General features: G+C 48.0%; 14 protein-coding genes and 1 pseudogene. 9 read left to right on the forward strand and 6 right to left on the reverse strand.

The window, feature by feature from the left end:
• Positions 1–229 precede the first annotated feature (229 nt).
• From ACKTR5_RS10860 to ACKTR5_RS10885, 6 genes are all read left to right on the forward strand, one after another.
• Positions 230–1,555 (forward strand): FAD-dependent oxidoreductase, encoded by a 1,326-nt coding sequence (locus tag ACKTR5_RS10860; RefSeq protein WP_407881466.1) that lies wholly within the window; start codon positions 230–232, stop codon positions 1,553–1,555.
• A 195-nt stretch (positions 1,556–1,750) separates the two neighbouring features.
• A complete protein-coding gene (locus ACKTR5_RS10865; protein WP_407881468.1) occupies positions 1,751–2,887 on the forward strand; it encodes a low temperature requirement protein A in 1,137 nt (378 codons plus the stop codon).
• A 220-nt stretch (positions 2,888–3,107) separates the two neighbouring features.
• Entirely contained in the window at positions 3,108–3,896 is a 789-nt protein-coding gene (gene recX / locus ACKTR5_RS10870; RefSeq protein WP_407881487.1) for a recombination regulator RecX, read from the forward strand.
• 61 nt (positions 3,897–3,957) lie between these two features.
• The gene (locus tag ACKTR5_RS10875) at positions 3,958–4,659 is read left to right on the forward strand and encodes a DUF975 family protein (RefSeq protein ID WP_407881470.1); all 702 of its coding nucleotides are present in this window, start codon (positions 3,958–3,960) and stop codon (positions 4,657–4,659) included.
• Positions 4,660–4,794: 135 nt separating this feature from the next.
• On the forward strand, positions 4,795–5,322 hold the full coding sequence (locus ACKTR5_RS10880; RefSeq protein WP_407881471.1) for a DUF1836 domain-containing protein: 528 nt from the start codon (positions 4,795–4,797) through the stop codon (positions 5,320–5,322).
• A 164-nt stretch (positions 5,323–5,486) separates the two neighbouring features.
• A complete protein-coding gene (locus ACKTR5_RS10885) occupies positions 5,487–6,311 on the forward strand; it encodes a DNA/RNA non-specific endonuclease (protein ID WP_407881473.1) in 825 nt (274 codons plus the stop codon).
• 81 nt (positions 6,312–6,392) lie between these two features.
• On the opposite strand, the gene ACKTR5_RS10890 is transcribed toward ACKTR5_RS10885, so the two are convergent.
• The 5 genes from ACKTR5_RS10890 to ACKTR5_RS10910 form a co-directional block, all read right to left on the reverse strand.
• Complete coding sequence (locus ACKTR5_RS10890) at positions 6,393–8,012, reverse strand: glycoside hydrolase family 43 protein (protein ID WP_407881475.1); 1,620 nt, start codon at positions 8,010–8,012, stop codon at positions 6,393–6,395.
• A 26-nt stretch (positions 8,013–8,038) separates the two neighbouring features.
• Complete coding sequence (locus ACKTR5_RS10895) at positions 8,039–9,094, reverse strand: aldose epimerase family protein (RefSeq protein WP_407881477.1); 1,056 nt, start codon at positions 9,092–9,094, stop codon at positions 8,039–8,041.
• Positions 9,095–9,104: 10 nt separating this feature from the next.
• Positions 9,105–11,390 carry an alpha-xylosidase gene (yicI, locus tag ACKTR5_RS10900; RefSeq protein ID WP_407881478.1) on the reverse strand — a complete coding sequence of 762 codons (2,286 nt, stop codon included), beginning with the start codon at positions 11,388–11,390 and terminating at the stop codon, positions 9,105–9,107.
• A 267-nt stretch (positions 11,391–11,657) separates the two neighbouring features.
• On the reverse strand, positions 11,658–13,049 hold the full coding sequence (locus ACKTR5_RS10905; protein WP_407881479.1) for a glycoside-pentoside-hexuronide (GPH):cation symporter: 1,392 nt from the start codon (positions 13,047–13,049) through the stop codon (positions 11,658–11,660).
• 16 nt (positions 13,050–13,065) lie between these two features.
• Positions 13,066–14,394: a sugar porter family MFS transporter gene (locus tag ACKTR5_RS10910; RefSeq protein WP_407881481.1), complete on the reverse strand. Its 1,329-nt coding sequence runs from the start codon at positions 14,392–14,394 to the stop codon at positions 13,066–13,068.
• A gap of 455 nt (positions 14,395–14,849) precedes the next feature.
• On the opposite strand from ACKTR5_RS10910, the gene xylA reads away from it, so the two are divergent.
• The 3 genes from xylA to ACKTR5_RS10925 all read left to right on the forward strand — a co-directional run bounded on the left by xylA (position 14,850) and on the right by ACKTR5_RS10925 (position 19,182).
• Positions 14,850–16,190, forward strand: coding sequence for a xylose isomerase (gene xylA / locus ACKTR5_RS10915; protein WP_407881483.1), 1,341 nt, complete (start codon positions 14,850–14,852; stop codon positions 16,188–16,190).
• A 204-nt stretch (positions 16,191–16,394) separates the two neighbouring features.
• A complete protein-coding gene (xylB, locus tag ACKTR5_RS10920; protein ID WP_407881485.1) occupies positions 16,395–17,903 on the forward strand; it encodes a xylulokinase in 1,509 nt (502 codons plus the stop codon).
• Positions 17,904–18,021: 118 nt separating this feature from the next.
• Positions 18,022–19,182 (forward strand): ROK family protein, encoded by a 1,161-nt coding sequence (locus tag ACKTR5_RS10925; RefSeq protein WP_407881486.1) that lies wholly within the window; start codon positions 18,022–18,024, stop codon positions 19,180–19,182.
• Positions 19,183–19,345: 163 nt separating this feature from the next.
• Here ACKTR5_RS10925 and ACKTR5_RS10930 read toward each other — a convergent pair.
• Positions 19,346–20,222 (reverse strand): annotated as a pseudogene (locus ACKTR5_RS10930) (hypothetical protein); the annotation flags it as partial.

The raw sequence follows: 20,222 nt of genomic DNA on the forward strand, positions 1-20,222 counted from the left end.
GTAGTGGCGGGCGACAGTGGGTGGATTATGCCCGCAGTCGCTTGTTTGCTTAGATGAACTGATGCCTGCGTTAGGTAAAAACGGTGGTAAGCAACGGATAAGGTAATTGTGACCCGTAAAAGTGATAAAGAACAGTGTGTTCTCTATTGTTTTTAACTGTAAAGGTTGTATGATAGACATCGTTCAAATAAAGTACACAGTGTACTTAATCAAATAGAGGATATCAATCATGAAGGTTATTGTTTTAGGCTTTTCTCATGGTGGCTATGAAGCAGTTGAAAGTTTACGGTTAATGGATCTTGACGCAGACATTCATTGGTATGATCAACAAGCCTTTGATATTGTGAAGCGAAACGATGCAGCGGTGGTGGAAGGAATCCCGGCAATTAGTTCGCTGACAAAAACGGAATTAAACGAGCAACGCATTACGGTGTTCGAGCAGACAGTCATGACACGAATTGATGTGACTGCCCACACGGTTGATATAAAAAATTTAGTGACCGGAAAAACCGCAACGGATTCATATGACAAACTTATTTTGAGCCCGGGCATTCATGCAACAAAGCTCCCGGTCCCTGGTGTGGATTTGGAAAATGTTTTGACGGTGCATTCACCTCAAGATTTGATGATGACCCGGAAGCAAGCACAATCCGAAACGATTAAAAATGTCGTGGTGATTGGGGCGGGCTATGTTGGGATGAGCGTCGCAGATTTATTTGTTCAATCAAAAAAACACGTGACGTTAATTGACGTCAACCAACGCCCATTAAGCACGTACTTGGATCAGGAAATCACGGCACCGCTAACAGAGGCCATGGTGGCTGATGGTGTTACGATGGCGATGGGTGAATCAGTAACTGAGATGGTTGGGACCGATCACGTCACGGCGGTTCAAACAGCGACTCATCGTTATCCAGCGGACCTTGTAATTCTGTCTGCCGGTGGGCATGCGAATACGGATTGGCTGGCGGAAACGGTGGCGTTACTGCCAAATGGCCTCATTAAAACGAATGAATACATGGAAACAAGCGCCCCAGACATTTTTGCTGTTGGCGACGCGACACAAATTCAGTACACGCCGGCGAACACAACATTACCCGTTGCGTTATCAACGAACGCGCGGCGGCAGGCAATTTTTGCAGTGCGTAACTTGATGGGCCAGCGGGTGGTATTTCCAGGCGTCCAGGGAACGTCAGCGCTACCTGCGTTTGGGTATAAATTTGCGACGACTGGCTTGTCGGAAAAGACGGCGGCACGGTTAAATGTTGCTAGTGCCAGCACCGTTGTTAAGAAGCAGGCGACGTTTGGATTAACGGAAGATGTGACGTTTAAATTGATCTATGCACCGAAAACACGTCAGATTTTGGGCGCACAAATCATCTCCAAACAGGATTTAACGGCAAACATTAACACGATTTCATTAGCGATTGAAATGCACGCAACGCTGGACCAATTGGCAACGGCCGATTTCTTCTTTCAGCCAGAGTTAAGCACTCAGTGGAACGTGATGTCACTTGCAGCACTTCAGGCGTTGAAGACGTGCAACGCTTTATAGGACCAACAAAATAACGGTGTCATTGATGAATGTGTTCGTTCATTAATGACACCGTTATTTTTTGAGGCAAACTGATTATCATTTTGTCAGCGTACCGTTAGGCCAGACTCGCGACAACTGCTAAAATAAAAATGAAATGTAACTTGTGTGGTGAATGAAATGTGCTGCACACGGAGAGGATGGAAGTTAAGACCCATGAAAGAGCTACGTCAAAACGCAGAAGTTTCGAATTTGGAATTATTTTATGACCTTATTTTTGCCTATGCAATTAGCCGCATCACAACGATTCTTCATCTCGTTCACCATGAGGAAATCCCCGGACTGTATCTTGGGGAGTATCTGATCATGTTTTTCATGTTTTGGACCATTTGGACGTATCAAACGGTGTTAGTAAACCGATTTTTCCATGAAAATCTACAGCACACGGTCTTTATGCTATTTGATATGTTCATGGTAATCATTTTGTCGCAATCATTAAACGCAGATTTTGAGGCCACGCACCTGACGTTTGCCGGCAGTACCTCAATTTTATTGATCAGCATTGGGATTCAGTATTGGTTGCAGAGCCGGAAACTGACGGATCAAAAGCAGTTGGTGGTCGCCCGCGGGTTGTACCGCTTGTTGTTTTTGAGTGGTCTTATTGGCGCGGCAACAATTGTTCCGTGGGCCAGTTACGGCGTTCGGGTGACGGTGTACGTGTTGTCGATGGTGTTGGCAAACGTTGGCCCAATCTTTTTATACCGTGAACTAACGGACTTTCCGGCAATATTTGAACACCTGACGGAACGATATTCTCTGTTTACATTGCTTCTTTTTGGTGAGGCCGTGATTGCAGTTGCCAGCATTGTGGATGTTCATGATTTCAACTGGCTAGCCATCCCGTTCTTTTTGATTATCGTGGCGCTCTTCATGATTTATTTTGTTAGCTATCAGGGACGGGTAAACCGCCATAAAAAGACGGCGGGGATTACGTTAATCAACGTTCATTACTTTATTTTTGTTGGCCTTGATCTCGTAACGGCGGCAACAGAACTTTACCTGCAACACGAGCTTATTGGTTGGCAATTTGCAGGGCTGGTTAGTTTGGGTCTGGCAGGATTTTTATGCGGGATTCTCGTGATGGTCCTGACGTATCCAAACCGGCCGTTAACACACAGTCCGTGGATCAGTGGTCTGGGCTTGCTAAGCTTTGTGGTGATTCTTGGCGCAGTGCTACTTGCACTAAGTGAAGTCCCGGTGGCCGCCATCTTAGTTTTAAGTGGTGTGTTGGTCCTCACGTCATCTTGTTGGTGGTTTTACACCAATGCACACGCGCGTGATGTGATAAAATGAGGAACAAACGTTCGCTATAAAGGAGGGCATCATGAGTGACCAGGAAAATAAACCCATTTTAATTGGCGATGTGGGTGCACCAAAGCCACGCCGGTCAAAGTCTGGTGAACCGGCCAGTGGGCAGTCCGTTGCTGATGACTTGTTAGCAAAGCACCGCCGTCGTCATGGCGATCAGCAACAACCAGATGAGCCAAGTGGTCCGACAGCAAACCAGGTGACCATGATTGAGGCCCAAAAGCGGGCAGGACGGTATAATGTTTATCTTGATGGGAAGTATGCCTTTCCAATTAGTGAATCCGTCATGATCAAATTCCGCATTTTCAAGGGGATGGTGATCGATAAGGACTTGGCTGAAGAAATTATTGCAGCCGATGATGTGGCCAAGGCATACAACCGGGCACTGGATTATCTGTCCGGCCAGTTGCGGTCTGAACGTGAAGTCCATGATAAGCTGAAAACGTTGGAAGTTGACGAGAGCGTTATCACGGAAACAATGCAACGGCTGCGTGGGTTTCATTTGCTTGATGACCAGGCGTATGCGGAGGCCTATGTTCGGACCATGCGGAATACGTCTGATAAGGGACCGGTGATCATTCGTCAAAACCTTCGGAGCAAAGGGGTGGGGGAAACCATTATTGATGGCGCCCTCGCTGAATTTTCAACGGATCAACTGCTCGAGAACGGGTTAGAGACCGCTGAAAAATTGGCGCGACACTACGCGCGAAAGCCATTTTCAACACAGCGACAGAAGGTGATTCAGGGACTGATGACGAAGGGCTTTCAGCGTGAGACGATCGACCAGGTCATGGGCCAACTCGAATTGGTGCGTGATGAAGACACTGAAGCTTCTTTGTTAAGTCATGAAGCGGAGAAAATTTGGCAACGCAACCGGCGTTATGATCTGCGTGATCGGATGAACCGAACCAAGCGAAGCCTGTACGGTAAGGGCTATCAGATTGATGACATTAACCGGGTGCTCGACGCATTAAGCGAGGGAACAAGTAAATAGTTGACAATTGAATGGTTAATGTTCATGGTGGTTATATAAATATAATTGTTAAGGGGTCAACATGAGAACACGTGCAGAACTAAAACAATCAGTTAAAGATCTTTTTCACGGTAAGTGGGGGAAAGCAGTCGGCTTAAACGTTATCCCAGTACTGCTGCTGTTATTAGTCAACGGGTACAATCGGTTTTACATTCGTAGCAATTACGATGCTGCATCGTCATCATTTATCGGATTATATCAGCACCTTGGCACAAGAACATGGTGGATTATATTACTTGCGACGGTAATTGGGTTTGGTGTAACGTACACTTTTCTGGATTGGGTTCGTGAACCTAATCGTGAAATTAACCCTGCCAGTGATAGTTTTCGGGTGGTTGCCTCACCAACTGTCTTTCCGCTGTTAGTATTATCGTTCTTGATCAGTTTCATTGTTGTGGTGGGGTATGTACTCCTAGTTGTCCCAGGGATCCTGTTTTCCTTAATGTATAGTCAATCAATTTTTGTCTATAAGGATCTTCATGAAAAAAATCCGGATGCCAGTATCTGGGCCGGCATCATTACTAGCATGCGCCTAAGTCGTCAGCTCATGCAGGGGCACAAGTGGGAATTCTTTGTTCTTACCTTGAGTTTCTTAGGCTGGGCGTTATTGGCTGTTCCTTCATTTGGTTTTTCAAATCTATGGGTAACACCATATATATCTGGAACACGAGCTGCTTATTATAATGATTTAGAGGAAACGAGCGAGCTTGAATTAACGTTATAAACGGGGAAAGTCATCACATTACTGTGATGACTTTTTTTATTTTCTTGAAATGCAAAATTATATCAGTGTCATCTAGTTTACTAAACTAGATGACACTGATATAATTTACTCATCAACTAGCAGGAGGATGATGACATGACTGAACCATTCAATGAATACCATCAGTGGGAACAACACCTAACTGAAGTAACGTTACCAAAGTGGGATGAATTACCAAAGTTTGATTTATACATGGATCAAGTGGTGGCCTATGTGAACGATACGTTGGGACCACTGGGTGTTGACACGGTGACGCCGGCCATGATCAACAATTACGTGAAGCACAACATCATTTTGGCACCGGTCAAGAAGAAGTACCAAGTGATGCAGGTTGCGGATATTCTGCTGATTGGGATCTTAAAACCAAGTTATTCCATGGACACCATTCGCCAAGGCATGGATCAAGTGACGGTAAGTCTGTTTCCTAAACGTGCTTACGATACCTTCATTGGGTTGGTGCTGGCTGGGTTACGCAATGAACCGGCAACAAAGAGTGCCACAACGGAGCTTAGTGACCAAATGATGAAGGAAACAGTTGCGACAGTATTGGCTAAAATGCGCTCAGAAAAGCTGCTCTCCTTAGCCCAAACGGTGGTAAAGCCAAAGCCCGTCGAACAAAAGTAGGTTCATAATTGTTTCACGTGAAACGGCGAAAGTGGTTCGTCTTGAAGGTATCTTTGAGGCTGACCACTTTTTTTGCGGACAATGGGACGGGGATAATGGCCCGCAATAATATGACCGTTAGCGTTACACTTAAACGTAACAACAGGCACAACGGAGGGGAGCACATGAAACGACAACAACGCTATGGCGTGATGTTCATTGGCATCATTGTGATTGTTTTGGGCGCGTATCTATTAAGTCGGGGATCGAGTTTAGAAACGGGGCCAAGCACTAGTGGGTCGCAGTCCACGCAGCACGTGTCTGGTCAGGGTAGCACTGAGGCAACCAACACGGCGGCACTGGCTAAGTTGACCTATCAATCCGGCAAACCAGCGGTGGTAAGTGTTAATCACAATCGGAGCACGTTAAATAGTGACGCGTGGCGGACGAACCACGTCGTTTATCAGGAACTGGACCAGCTGAATCGAACGGTCGAACCGAACACGGCGTATTTGGAACGGCGCAACGTGGCTAACGATTCATTGCGGGTGCGACAGTACATTCAGCCAAGTGGTTGGCACCAAAAAATGGTGAATGGTCAGGCCATCATCAACCGGGGGCATTTGATTGCGTACTCGTTGTCAGGGGGAATTGGCCAATCGGGTGCGTATGATCCCAATGAGCAATCGGGGGATCAAAATAATCCCAAAAACCTGTTTACCCAAACGGCGTTTAGCAACCAGACGTTACAAACGATTTATGAAAGCAAGGTGCGCAACGCCCTTAAAGCCAATAAACGAGTGATCTATTCAGCTCAAGCAGTGTTCTCCGGGGATAATTTAATGGCCAATGGGGTTCACTTACAGGCGCTGTCAACGGATGGCGCCCTGAACTTTAACGTGTACATTTTTAACGTTCAGCCGGGCTTTACGTTTGATTATGCCACCGGTCGTTCACGGGTTGACCATGACATGAAGGTGCCAACACCAGATGAATCATCAGAGGATTAACCATTATTAAACAACGAAAGCACGGTGCTCATGGATAAAAGTCCATGAGCACCGTGCTTTTTAAGTTAATGATTTCTAGTTTTAGTCCTGTTCTTGGTACTGAAAGTGATCAAACGTTGCTGGTTGCTCATATCCGGCGTAGTCAACGGCGGCTAATCCGACAAAGGCACCGGTGAAGAAGCCACCGTACGTTTGGAGCACGTAGTCATCTGAAAGCACGGCGGCATCAAGGGTAACGGGGATTTCGGTCCACGTGGTGCCGTCGAAGGAGTAACTGTACGTGTAGGATGACTTTTTGACGGTTGTCCGGAACCACACTTGCTTAACATTGGTGGGAATTGGGATGGCGTTGTCACGAAGGTAGGTGTGGTAATCACCGCGATTATTTTCAGCCACTTCAATCACGCGGCCCTTCGTTTCATCATTTGTAATGAAGATCCATGACCAGTGTTTATCGTTGTAGAAGTTGGTCAGGCCGGCCATTTGCTGATAGCTAAACGGATCAAACGTCACCGCAACGGTCGTGGTGAAGTTAAACGCCTGCCACCGGCGAGCAATCATGGAAACGTCAAAGGTGCTGGCCAGTGACTTTTGGCCAATGAGTGTTAGGTGACCATCGCCAGTATGGCCCATTTTTGGTGTAAATGGTTCACGAAGCGTGTTCCAATTCTGATCGAGGGTTGGGGTGGTGAAGTCGTCAGACTGTGAATGATCCAGTGGGGCACTCATTGGAATGGCGTCAACGGGGGCGTCCACCACCACTTGGCCACCATGCCCGCCAACGACGCGGGGCCAACCAGCATCATCCCAAGTGACCTTTTGGATTGCAGTTTCACGACCGAGGGTGCTCCAGCCGCGCGGATCGTGGGCAGACTCAGTGTCGTGGTTCCAAGGCCGTGACGTCAGGGAGGCGTAGTACCATTCACCACTTGGTGTATCCACGAGGGCACCGTGCCCCTGCTTTTGGAGGGCGAAGTCTGGCGTATCAAAGTTAGTTAGGAAGGGGCCATCTGGTTCAGAGACGAAGCTGTCGGCGCTGAGGTTGGCTGACTTGGCTACCACTTCTTCATGGGTAAAGACCGTTCCGCCTTGAGCGGCAAAGAGGTAGTAGTTGTCATTGATGTGGTAAAGATGGGGCCCTTCAACAAGTTTCGTGGCCGTTCCCCGGTAGATGGTTCGGGCCGTTTTGGGCATCAGGTGCATGGTACTGACGTCAAATTCGGTCAGGGTGATGCCGTTAAACGGGTGGTGATATTCACGGTGGTCCCACGTTTGTTGAACGAGATACTTGCGACCATCGGTGTCGTGGAACAGAGAAGCGTCAAAGCCAACACCGTTAAGTTTAATGGGCGCAGTCCATGGGCCGTGGATGTCGGTGGCCGTTGTCAGATAGTTATCCATGTCCTTAAAGGCACCTTCAGTTACCTTGACGTCAGTGTATACAAGCCAGAATTGCCCGTCAGCGTAGGAAAGGTCAGGGGCCCAGATCCCGCCAGAAGCCGGATTGCCGCGCATGGATAGCAATGTGGTTGTGTTAAGTGGTGAGGGGAGGAGCTTCCAGTGAACGAGGTCCGTTGATTCGTGGAGACGAACGCCTGGGAACCATTCAAACGTGGAGTTAGCGATGTAGTACGTGTCACCGACACGAATGATGCTGGGGTCGGCATTAAAGCCGGGTAAAACGGGATTAGTCAGTTTCATAAGAAAACCTTCTTTATCGATTTGAATTAAAACGTCACGTGGTATGACAGTGTCTTTAACCGTGGCTGCCCGGGATGAATCGTGATGTCCCCAAAGTTTGGGTGTGCGGTTGCATCCGGAAGCGTGTGCGGTTCAAGGGCGATGCCGAGATAGGGGTTACCGTGCCCACCCGTTTTGATGAACGGCATGTGCGCCGTTGTAAACGAATTGGCGGTGAAGACAACCAGGCCATTTTGATGTGAGCCCACGGTTATGGTAACACCTGTGTCAGGATCGGCTAGGTGAGCAACCGCCCCGGCTTCATCCGGTGTCACACAGTATACGTCGTCTAGTCCCCGCTCAGAGGTTTGTTGCAAGCCGTCAATGGCCTGCTGCAATGGTCGTGATTGCTGAAAGTCAAACGGGGTGTTTGCCAAGCGGGTAAATGTGCCAGTCGGGACTTTATTTGGTTGTGTTGCTAACCGGTTCGTTGCGTTCACCTGTAACGTGTGGGCCAGAATGGTTGCGGCATCCCCCAAGTTGAAGTACGTGTGAAGGGTTGGATTGAAGACAGATTCGGTGTCACATGTGCCAGCAAAGGTTACCGTGACGGTGTTATCTAATGAGAGTTGGTACGTCATGGTTGTGGTGAGTGTGCCGGGGAACCCGTCGTCTTCTGGATGTTGCGTCGTGGTTAGCTGAATGGCGGGGCAGTCGTCAATAGTGGTTAGTTTACCCACCCAAAAACGTTGGTGAAAACCGTGAGGCCCACCGTGTAACGTGGTGTCACCCTCGTTTTGTGGCAGCAGATACGTTCGGTTGTTGAGGGTCAGCCGGTCGTGACCAATGCGCCCCGCAGTTCGGCCAATGGCCATGTTGACGTAAAACGGGTTGGCGTAGTAATCAGCACTATGTGGGTAATTAAGGACTAGGTTTTGGCGGCCGTTGCCACTTGGAATGGAAAGTTCGTTTAAAATCTCCCCAAGATTTAGGACGCTGAGGCGAACACCGTGGGCATTTTCGATGGTGTAGCGATAAACTTCTTGACCGCGATAGGTGTCAAACGGCGTTACGGTCGTGGTGAATTCAGATTGTGTTTGCATTTGCCGGCCCCTAGTTCAGGGTAAACGTTTGGCTGGCACTAGCCAAAGTAAAGTCGGTGATCTGGCCGTGATCATGCACATAAACGGTTGCGACACCGTGAAGGCCGGTTGTTGTAATCGTCAATTGGTTACCAGCCGTGGTTGCGGTGACTGAACCCACGGTGTGGCCGTCTCGGTCGACAACGGGCGTGGTGATGGTGCCGTTATCCAATTCGTAAAGATTAATGTCAGGAGCGTCTGTGTAGTCGTAATCTGCATGTGCGCTGCCCGGTTTCCGAAGCAAGATGCTGTTGCCGGCAACAAGTAATGGTAAGCCCAAATGGTCGTACTGTTCGTTTAGCCATTGACCATTTTGATCAGTTTCGTAAACGTGTTCCGTTAGGAGGTTTGTCCACCGACCAGCTGGTAAGTAGTAGTGGACGTTCCCCTGATCATTGAAAATTGGGGCCACCAGGAGCTTGTCACCCAACATGTACTGTTTGTCCAGATAGGCGGTGTTTGGATCATCAGGAAATTCAATGAACATGGGCCGCATGAGTGGCGTTCCGGTTGCGGATGTTTGAACGGCTTGCTGATACAGGTATGGCATCAGTGACAGCTTTAGGTCAACGAATTTCTTGGTGACGGCGACCGCTTCATCATCGAAAAGCCATGGGACCCGATACTGAACGCTACCATGGTAACGACTGTGTGATGATAACAGGCCAAACTGCGTCCAGCGTTTGTAAATATCCGGCGTTGCCTTTTCTTCGAAACCGCCGATGTCATGACTCCAGAAGCCGAAGCCAGATGATAGGAATGACAACCCGCCACGTAAGGAATCAGCCATGGAATTGTAGCGAGATAGGTTGTCACCGCCCCAGTGAACGGGGAGCTTTTGTGATCCGACTGTTGCTGACCGTGCGAAGACGACTGCATCATCTTCACCACGTTTGGCACTCAGCACATCATAAACAGCCTGGTTGTACTGAAGGGTGTAGTAGTTATGCTCACGTTGTGGGTCACTGCCGTCAAAGAAGACGGCGTCATCAACGGGAATTCGTTCACCAAAGTCGGTTTTGAAGCAGTCGACCCCCATATCAAGCAGAGCGGACAGCTTACTTTGATACCAAGCAATGGCGTCAGGGTTCGTGAAATCGACAAACCCGTTACCGGCCTGCCACAAATCCCACTGCCAAACGTTGCCGTCATGGCGTTTGATGAGGTAACCGTGATCCTTTGCTTCTTTAAACAATGGTGACTTTTGGGCGATGTAAGGGTTCAGCCAGACACAAACTTTGATGCCACGGTCATGGATCTTTTTAAGGAGACCAGCAGGGTCAGGGAACTTTTCGCGATCCCAGGTTAATGTGCACCATTCAAACCCCTTCTGCCAGAAGCAGTCAAAGTGAAAGACGTCTAACGGAATGTGGTGTTCAGCCATGCCGTCAATAAATTTCATCACCGTTTCATCTGAGTAATCAGTGGTGAAAGAAGTGGACAGCCATAGACCAAAGGACCAGGCAGGCGGAAGTTTGATCTGCCCCGTTAGCCGGGTGTATTTATTCAGAATTGCTTTTGGTGTGGGGCCATAAATTACGTAGTAGGTCAGGGATTCACCCTCAGTGCTGAACTGAACGCGGTCAACATTTTCAGAAGCAATTTCAAAGGAGACCTTTTGGGGTTCATCGACAAAGACACCGTAGCCCTTATCAGTAATGTAAAACGGAATGTTCTTGTAGGCCTGTTCACTTCCGGTCCCACCATCCTGATTCCAGGTGTCGACCGTTTGACCATTTTTAACAAACGGGGTGAACCGTTCGCCCAGTCCGTAAACATGTTCATCAACATCCATGGACAACTGTTCGCGCATAAAGTGCTGGTGGTGAACGGTGTCTGTGATCTCGCCCTGGGCCTTCGTCATGGATTTTGTGATGCTGTGGCCGTCTGGGTCTGTAAAGTTGAGTTCAAATGGACCGTCCAGTGGCAACGTTGCGGTTAGGTCGCCGGAGGTAAAGTGCACGTCATGGGCGTCTTTAGCAATGGTGACGTGGGGATGTTCGTCGTTTAAAACATAGTTTGGGCCCGCCGTTGACTGATCAAAGTGGGTCAACTTAACGCCGATCACCCCTTCAAGTGGTGAAGTCAGGGTGATGGTTGACATCCCGAGGTTAAGTTCGTCATTGCGGGTAGCGATGTGATGATAGGGTGCATATGCCGTGAGGGCATTATCGGTAATGTCGGTATCAAAGACCTCCATTGGTGAATTAATGGTGTACCCATCCTTGGTGAGCCAATAACCGTTTGTAAATTTCATGAAATGAAACCTCCTTAAAAAATTGTGCTGTTATTACCACCACAGTGGTGTGTAAAAGCGGTGTGGTTGTGATGGTTTTGGTGTTAGTGGGGCATGAAGCCAAGCTGAAATGCGTTTGAACCAGTGTTGATTAAACATTGAGAAAACCTCCTGGTTAACAAAAAGTAATTCTACCTGTCAGCAATAACCGACACGTTAGGAAAGCAGGGGCTCCTACGACAATCAGTGGTGGCGAGGTAGAATTACTCGGGTTAATTAAGAATCGTCCTAGTGGTCAGACCGGGATGCGATTTCTTCATTCATTTGTTCAACCTTTTCGTCTGTTAGGTGGTAAAAGGCAAAGACAACCATGGCCAGAACGGTAAGGATAATGGGAATGATGGTGGTTGTTAACCGAATTCCTTGAAGGGAGCGGGCACTTTGCGTCTTGTTAGCCGCAAAGCCGTAAGCAGCCAGCACGTAACCCGGAATCACACCACCAAGCGCCATCCCGAACTTGAAGAAGAATCCAATAACGGCGTTGATAATTCCGTTTTCCCGTTTCCCGGTCTTCCATTCGCCATAGGTGATGGTTTGGGGAACCAGTGCCCATTGGAAACCAGTGGAGAGGATGATCCCGGCGGCTTCAATGGTGCGGGCGATAAACGTTCCGGGAACGTTGGTTGCTGGAATGAAGTACAGCATGATAAAGCCAATGATGGCGAGCACTAAACTACTTTGCATGAGGACTTGGGTTCCAAGTTTGCGGTTTAACCACGGTGTTAGTGGAACAACGATGAATGCGGGGAGGGTTCCCAGCAGGTTATACCATTGCATTAAGCCAGGGTTCCCAGCGTTATACGTCATGTAGTAGGCCCCAACGGCATTAACAACGGACATCAAACCAAACGTAATGATGAAGAAGATGGCAAGGGTCCGAAGGGGGCCGTTGATAACTAACTGGTGGAATAAATCAGAAACGTGAACATTTTCTAATTGATCGCCGCTCATGGTGATCCGTTCAACAGATTCATGGAAACAATACATTAAGATAAGGGCCCCAGCGATGCCGTAAATAACCATCGTCCAGAACCACCCACTTTGCGATTGAGGGCCGGTGTAACTACCGTTTGAAAACAGTTTGACACAGATTGGTACCCCGAAACTGACGGTGAGTGAGCCAAGGTTGGCTAGAACCATCCGGAGTGACGTCATGGAGACGATTTCCTTATTGTTCCGGGTCATTGCGGCGTTCAGTGAACCGTAAGGGATGTTGACGGTCGTGTATAAAACGGACAGACCAACGTAAGTCACGTAAGCGTAAACCAGCCGGCCCATGGCAGAAAAGTTTGGCACGGTGAAACACAGAATGGCGAGGGCTGCCAGTGGCACAGACATGTACAGTAAGTAACCACGGTATTTACCAAACCGAGTCGTGTGTTTATCAACGAACGTCCCGACAATGGGGTCGTTGATGGCGTCGATAAGCCGAACCACAAGGAACATGGTGGCCGCAGTGCTTGCGCTAAGGCCAAACACATTGGTGTAGAAGAACAATAGGTACGTTGAAATGGTGGTGTAAATCAGATTTTGAGCAAAGTCACCGGTTGCCCAGCCGAATTTCTCGCGCCAAGGTAACTTTCCGTCAGCGTTCACTGACGGTTTAACGGAATTTTCCATAATTATGATCCCCTAATTAATTAAGTGAGTGGGTGGAGTGAATGTGCGTGTCAGCGGTATTGGTAGCTCGTTGACGCAACGAGGTTTCGATGTCTTCCAATGAGCGGTTCCGCGTTTCAAAAACATGCGCGTGAACGAACCAAGTGGCGACAAAACAGAGAACACCGTAACCGATAAATAAGCTCCCGGTGCCGAAGAAGTTCAGCAATGGTGGGAAGGTCAGGGACACAACCATGTTGGCGCCCCAGTTAATGACACTACTGAAGGAATTCCCTAAGCCACGAATGTTTAGCGGGAACACTTCCCCAATCATGACCCACATAACGGGGCCCCACGTTGCGGAGAAAAAGGCGATGTAAATGGTAAGTGCAATGACACAAACAATGGCTGCGACCATTGAACCGTGAGAAAACTTCATGGCAATGCTCATGATGATCAAACACACACCCATTCCGATCCCGCCACCAATCAGCATTTTCTTGCGGTCGATCTTGTCCATGACGGCCACGGCAACGGCCGTTACGATCACGTTGAAAACCCCGATGCCGATGTGCGCTAACAGGGCCGCCGAAACACCAAAACCAACGTCTGTAAAGATAGTCGGTGCGTAATAAAGAACGGTGTTACACCCCATGACCTGTTGGAAAATGGCAAGGCCAACCCCGATAACCAGTGCAGGCCGGGCCATGGTGCCAAATAACTCGTGCCAGCCGCCACTCTTAATGGCAGCCTGTTGCTTGATTTGCGTCAATTCAGCTTGAACAGCAGCCTGATCATGATGATTCATTTGATCTAAAACATGCTCTGCGGCGTCAAGCTGGTTTGTTTTAACCAAGAACCGTGGGCTTTCTGGAAGCAAGAGGCCACCAAAGAAAAGAATGGCAGCGGGGAGGGCAGCGAAGCCAAGCATCCAGCGCCACCCGGTGACCATTCCGGAAAACCCATAGTTAGTGATGTAGGCTAGTAAAATCCCGGTCATCACCATGAGTTGGAATAAACTGGAAACGGTGCCCCGCTTGTCAGCAGGCGCCAGTTCAGATAAGTATGTCGGGATCAATGCTGACGCAGCCCCGACTCCCATTCCTAAGATGATCCGTGAAAGAATCAAACTCCAAAATTCGGGGGAAAAGGCTGATCCAAGGGCCCCGACAAAGAAGATGATGGATGAGAGAAGCACTAACTTGCGCCGCCCGTAACGATCCGACATGGGACCGATGGTGGCTGCACCAAGCACGGCCCCGAGGAGGACGGCACTTACCCCCCCATCCTTGTTGCCAAGAACCAAGATGTAATTGTTTTTGAATAAAGAGAATTGCTCCGGAGATAACCCCGGTGTCGTAGCCAAAAAGTAAACCGCCCAGCGCACCGAAGAAATAAACAAAGCCTGTGGAAACCTTATGCATAGCAGTGGACTCCTATCGATGAAATAATGTGACAAACAGCTGTAAGTTGGTGCCGTCAGAGTTTATTCATCAAGTTAGTGCGAGCAAAAAACCAACTGGGGTAATCTTGCCACGCATTTACGGTAAATGCAAGCGCTTTCTAAATAAAGTTTATAATTGCACAAACTTTGGATGACGCGATTATTGAGTGTGGATCATCACTGGATAATGCGGTTAATAAGCGGAATCGCGGATTATTTTTCGTTAGCTTAGTTAGATGAAAGAACAGGCTGATACGAGACAAAAGCGGAAAAAAGTTTTTGAAAGGGCTTGCAAAATAATAATAAGCTAATATAATCAATCTCGTAAGTTGGTTGTTGCAGAAAACTAACATCAAAAATTTGAAGGCACGATTGTTATGGCTTATTGGAATGTTGATAAGGTCCCTTACGTGGGCACTAGTGATTTGAAATCTGGACTAGGATTCCACTACTACCAACCAGATAAAATGGTGGGTGGAAAGAAAATGCGTGACTGGTTGCGGTTCTCCGTTGCCTACTGGCACACATTTGACCAACGGTTGGTGGACCCATTTGGTGATGGGACTGCTCAACGGCCATATGATAAGTTCACGGACCCGATGGATCTGGCGTTAGCCAAGGTTGACGCAGCGTTCGAATTTTATGACAAGCTGGGTGTGGATTACATGTGTTTCCACGATCGTGACTTGGCACCAGAAGGCAACACGTTACGGGAAACCAATGCCAACCTGGACAAAGTGGTTGATAAAATCGTTGAATACCAAAAGACGAGTGGCATGAAGGTTTTGTGGAACACGTCAAACATGTTCACGAACCCACGCTTTGTTGAAGGGGCCGCAACATCACCATCCGCTGACATTTTTGCCTATTCTGCAGCACAATTGAAGCACAGTTTAGAAATTGGGAAACGGGTCGGTTCTGAAAACTATGTCTTCTGGGGTGGTCGTGAAGGTTACGAATCACTGTGGAACACACGGACTAAGGAAGAACAAGAACACGCTGCAAAGTTCTTCCACATGGCTAAGGACTACGCCAACGAAATTGGCTTCGACGCACAAATGCTATTAGAACCAAAGCCAAAGGAACCAACGACGCACCAGTACGACACGGACGCAGCCACAACCATTGCGTTCATGAAGGAATACGGTCTTGATAAGGACTTCAAGTTGAACCTTGAAGGAAACCATGCTAACCTTGCAGGACACACGTACCAACACGAAATTAAGACAGCCGTTGACGCTGGTTTGCTGGGTTCATTAGACGCAAACCAGGGTGACAAGCTGATTGGTTGGGACATTGATGAATACCCATCTAACTTATATGAGACAACGGCAGCAATGTACGAAGTCCTGTTAAATGGCGGCATCGGGCCTCGCGGTGGACTGAACTTTGACTCCAAACCACGGCGGTCATCATTTGAAGCAAATGATCTCTTCTACGGTCACATCGTCGGAATGGATAGCTTTGCTGCTGGTTTATTGGTTGCCCAACGGATGTATGAAGACAAAGTTCTGGAAGACATCAAGGACGAACGGTACGCTTCATATAACACTGGTGTTGGTGCTGACATTGAAAGTGGCAAGGCCGACTTCAAGACGTTGGAAGCTTATTCGATCGACAAACCACAATCAGAATTGATTGCTGCAACACATTCAGATCATTTGGAACAAATTAAGGACACGATCAACCATTACATCGTGGATACCTTAGGAAAATAATGACGGTTAATAAACTGGCGCTGGTGGCATAAGTCAATCGGGAACAATTGTTGTCGACACACTGTGGTACTCAGTCCGGTTAGCACATTGCACTTAATGAAAAGCGACTGACCTCCCCAAGTTTGGGAACTCAGTCGTTTTCATTTCGAAGCAATGCGTTGACTGAGGCTTGTTGGTGTTCGTTTATTCGTGGGAGGAAACGACATGAGTTATGTATTAGGTGTTGATCTGGGGACGAGTGCGGTAAAAGTCTCGGCTGTTGATCAGACGGGGCAGATTGTGGCCCAAGAAAGTTATGCGTACGAATTAAGTCAGCCCCAACCGGGTTATAGTGAGCAAAATCCAGAGGACTGGGTGAGCGGGACCACCGTGGCCATTGTCCGGTTGATTTTAAACGATGGCATTAAGCCGGCGGACATTGACGGAATTAGTTATTCAGGTCAGATGCACGGACTGGTATTATTAGATGAACACAATCAGGTGTTACGACCAGCCATTTTATGGAACGATACCCGAACCACCAAGCAACGTGATGAAATTACCGCGGCAATGGGGAAAACGTTTGTTAACATTACCAAGAACGAACCGCTTGAAGGGTTTACGTTGCCTAAGTTGTTGTGGGTGAAGGAAAACGAACCGGCAATCTTTGATCAAGCACGGCACTTTGTCCTGCCGAAAGATTACGTGCGTTATCGAATGACGGGCCAATTGGGAATGGATTACTCGGACGCTTCTGGAACGGTGCTTCTGGACGTTGTGAACCACACGTGGAGCCAAGAAATCTGTGACCGGTTTGAAATTCCCATGAGCATGTGTCCACCCCTGATGGACGCCATTGATTACGTTGGCAACGTTTCAGCGAGTTACGCCGCGTTTTCAGGGCTCGATTCGCACACCAAAGTTTTTGCTGGTGGCGCGGATAACGCGTGCGGTGCAGTGGGGGCGGGAATTTTACACTCGAACATGGTGCTTTCAAGCATTGGCACGTCCGGCGTGGTGTTGAAGTATGAGGTGGATGGCGCAGTGGACTATCATGGTCAGTTACAGTTTGAAAACCACGCGATTCCTGATGCCTACTATGCAATGGGCGTGACACTGGCTGCCGGTTACAGTTTAAACTGGTTTAAAAAGACATTTGCACCAGACGAAGACTTTGGTGACTTTGTGGCAACGGCTGGTCAAGCCACACTTGGAAGCCAGGGACTGCTGTTTGCTCCTTACATTGTGGGTGAACGGGCGCCATATGCGGATGCAGATATTCGCGGAAGCTTTATTGGTATTGATGGGACCCAAACCCGGGCGGACTTTGTTCGTGCCGTCATGGAGGGAATCGTGTTCTCATTCCGTGACATTTTGGATTTGTTTGCAAGCCAGGGGAGTCAGTTTGATACCGTGGTTTCCATTGGTGGTGGTGCAAAGAGTCCACTGTGGTTACAAATGCAGGCGGATGTCTTTAACACAAAGGTCGTTAGCTTAAAGAACGAACAGGGGCCTGGTCTTGGCGCTGCCATGTTGGCCGCCGTGGGACTTGGTTGGTTTGAATCAGTGGCTGAATGTGCAGAAACGTTTGTGCAATTTGGCGCCGAGTATCAACCCATTCCCGAAAACGTGGCACAGTACGAAGAACTTCATGCGCTCTATAAGAAAATTTATGCAGCAACGGCAGACGTTAGTCACGAACTATTAGCGTTCCGCCGGGGCGTTCAGAACTAAAATTCAATGACTTTGCTTCCATAGTATTCACCGAAAATACGCCCATTCGTGTTTTTGCGACGATACGGGGTTCAGTGAGGTTTATACTAATGGTAAAAATGCAAGGTAGGAACAACTGTTGGCTAGAAAAGTTTTAAACCAAGATATTATGCGTGATGTAAATCAGAAGTTGGTGTTACAACAAGTTTTTAATGAGGGACCAATTTCCCGGATCGATGTTTCTAAACGTTTGAACCTCAATAAATCAACGGTTTCAACGCTATACAATACGTTAAATGATGAATCACTGGTGGTTGAACTGGGTGAGGGTGCGGCGTCATCAAATGGTGGCCGTAAACCAATTTTCACGAAGGTCAACGCCCACTGGGGGTACACCGTTAGTTTTGAAATCGGCTACCACCACCTTCACATGATGGTCAATTATTTGGATGGCGAAATTGTGTCGTTCAATAATTATGAAATTGATCGGTTAACACTGGCAGCAATTACCCAGCTGATGATTGCTAAGGTGCGTGATGTGCAGGTTGCGGATACAAACCGTGGCCTACTGGGCATCAGCATTGCTGTTTCTGGGATTGTGGATGATAACCGGGTAACGGACTCGCCGTTTCTCGACATGACGAACTCAGATCTTCAGGGACTGTTTGAACAGACCTTTGATGTGCCTGTTGTCCTGGAAAACGAGGCGAACCTATCGGCAATTTATGAACGTGACTTTAACAGTGCGGGCGATTTTGCCAATACGCTCACGGTTAGTATCCATAAAGGGATCGGTGCCGGAATCATCATCAATCGTCAACTGTATCGTGGTCTTCATGGTGAGGCTGGTGAAATTGGCCGGAGCATCATGATGGATGCAAACGTTGGCGTGATGGGGCGGTCCCAAAAGGTTGAAGATTACTGTTCGGAGGATGCCATCATTGGATTTGCCCGGGCCGTCAAGGGTGATGAAACCCTCCAACGGCAGGATCTTGTGAACCTCTTTTTGGCGGATGATGCGGACATCAAGCGGATCCTCGGTGAATTTTGTGCGGCCATCTCCAAGATTTTATTCAATGTGGCCACCAATTTCGATCCTGAGGTCATGTACTTAAACTCGCCATTAATCGAAGCATTGCCTGAATTGCTATCCGAAATTCGCCAAGATTACCGGACCATTGCGGGAACTAATCCCCGGATTCAACTTGCACAAAACACGCAGTATGCAACGTTGCTTGGTGGTTGCTCATTGATCACGCACCGGGTTCTTAACATGGATGACTACATGTTGAAATTTTAGGACGTGGTGCCACCTCTGAAATGTAAGGCCCAATTGATGTATAAGGTAGTATTCCAAAAAGATAAAAGGTGAAGATAGATTGCACCGGGACATAAACAAGCAAAAACAGCGGATGCCTACTAAGGGCAACTCGCTGTTTTTTTGTAACGGTTAGACTTAATGATTAACGTTTCTTTTTGAAAATATGAAACCCAAGAATCGTTGCGCTAATCAATAGTGACGTGGCTAGGATGGTGAGAAGCGCTGGTATTTCTTGACTGGTTGCTGGCAAGGCAGCAGTTTGTTTTTTAGAAGAAGTGTTATTGGCCGCATGATTTGAACCTTGTGACTGCCCATTTGCATTAACACCAGAGTTTGTAGGTTGGTCAGTCGTTGCGCGTGACCCGGCAACTGTTGTCCCAGGGTTAGTTATGCTCCCTGTACCAGTACCACTGTTGTTTGGTTGCAATTTATTAGTTTCGCTAGTGAGGCTTTCACCACCATTAGATGAGGCACCATTATTGGAATTGTTGCCTGAATTACCAACGTTGGCGTTACCACCGTTACTGCCATTACCGTTAGTATCGCCACCACCGTTAGTACCACCAGTGTTGCCACCGTTATTGCCATTTGAGTTGTCATTGGCAACGGTTATAGTGACAGGAGCACTGTTTTTTGTTTGGCCATCATTTGTTGCAACAATCATTACAGAAATGATTTCATCGGCAGTTAAAGTACCGGTATCAACGGTAAAGGAACCGTCAGGGTTGACCGTTGCGGTCTTCGTTGAACCATCGGGAAGTGTGACAACGGCGGTGAAGGTGGTCCCGTCAGGGATCGGTGTTTCTAGATCAACGTGACCAGAGACACTCGTATCACCAGCAGTAGCGGGGTTCACCGTTGGAGAGGCGACATTATAGTCATCCAATGGATTGGTTGGTTGACCTGCCTGAACCGTAATGGTCGTGGTTTGACTGTCCTTAGTGTTTTCACCGTTAGTTGCTTGAATCTTAACACCGATGATTTCATCGGCAGTTAAAGTACCGGTATCAACGGTAAAG

It is taken from the genome of Furfurilactobacillus entadae, from assembly GCF_045862745.1.
Taxonomy (GTDB): Bacteria; Bacillota; Bacilli; order Lactobacillales; family Lactobacillaceae; genus Furfurilactobacillus; species Furfurilactobacillus entadae.

Bases quoted from the DNA above. Each gene is read 5' to 3' on its own strand.
- ACKTR5_RS10860 (WP_407881466.1), top strand. From the start codon at position 230: ATGAAGGTTATTGTTTTAGGCTTTTCTCATGGTGGCTATGAAGCAGTT.
- ACKTR5_RS10865 (WP_407881468.1), top strand. From the start codon at position 1,751: ATGAAAGAGCTACGTCAAAACGCAGAAGTTTCGAATTTGGAATTATTT.
- recX (WP_407881487.1), top strand. From the start codon at position 3,108: ATGATTGAGGCCCAAAAGCGGGCAGGACGGTATAATGTTTATCTTGAT.
- ACKTR5_RS10875 (WP_407881470.1), top strand. From the start codon at position 3,958: ATGAGAACACGTGCAGAACTAAAACAATCAGTTAAAGATCTTTTTCAC.
- ACKTR5_RS10880 (WP_407881471.1), top strand. From the start codon at position 4,795: ATGACTGAACCATTCAATGAATACCATCAGTGGGAACAACACCTAACT.
- ACKTR5_RS10885 (WP_407881473.1), top strand. From the start codon at position 5,487: ATGAAACGACAACAACGCTATGGCGTGATGTTCATTGGCATCATTGTG.
- ACKTR5_RS10890 (WP_407881475.1), bottom strand. From the start codon at position 8,012: ATGAAACTGACTAATCCCGTTTTACCCGGCTTTAATGCCGACCCCAGC.
- ACKTR5_RS10895 (WP_407881477.1), bottom strand. From the start codon at position 9,094: ATGCAAACACAATCTGAATTCACCACGACCGTAACGCCGTTTGACACC.
- yicI (WP_407881478.1), bottom strand. From the start codon at position 11,390: ATGAAATTTACAAACGGTTATTGGCTCACCAAGGATGGGTACACCATT.
- ACKTR5_RS10905 (WP_407881479.1), bottom strand. From the start codon at position 13,049: ATGGAAAATTCCGTTAAACCGTCAGTGAACGCTGACGGAAAGTTACCT.
- xylA (WP_407881483.1), top strand. From the start codon at position 14,850: ATGGCTTATTGGAATGTTGATAAGGTCCCTTACGTGGGCACTAGTGAT.
- xylB (WP_407881485.1), top strand. From the start codon at position 16,395: ATGAGTTATGTATTAGGTGTTGATCTGGGGACGAGTGCGGTAAAAGTC.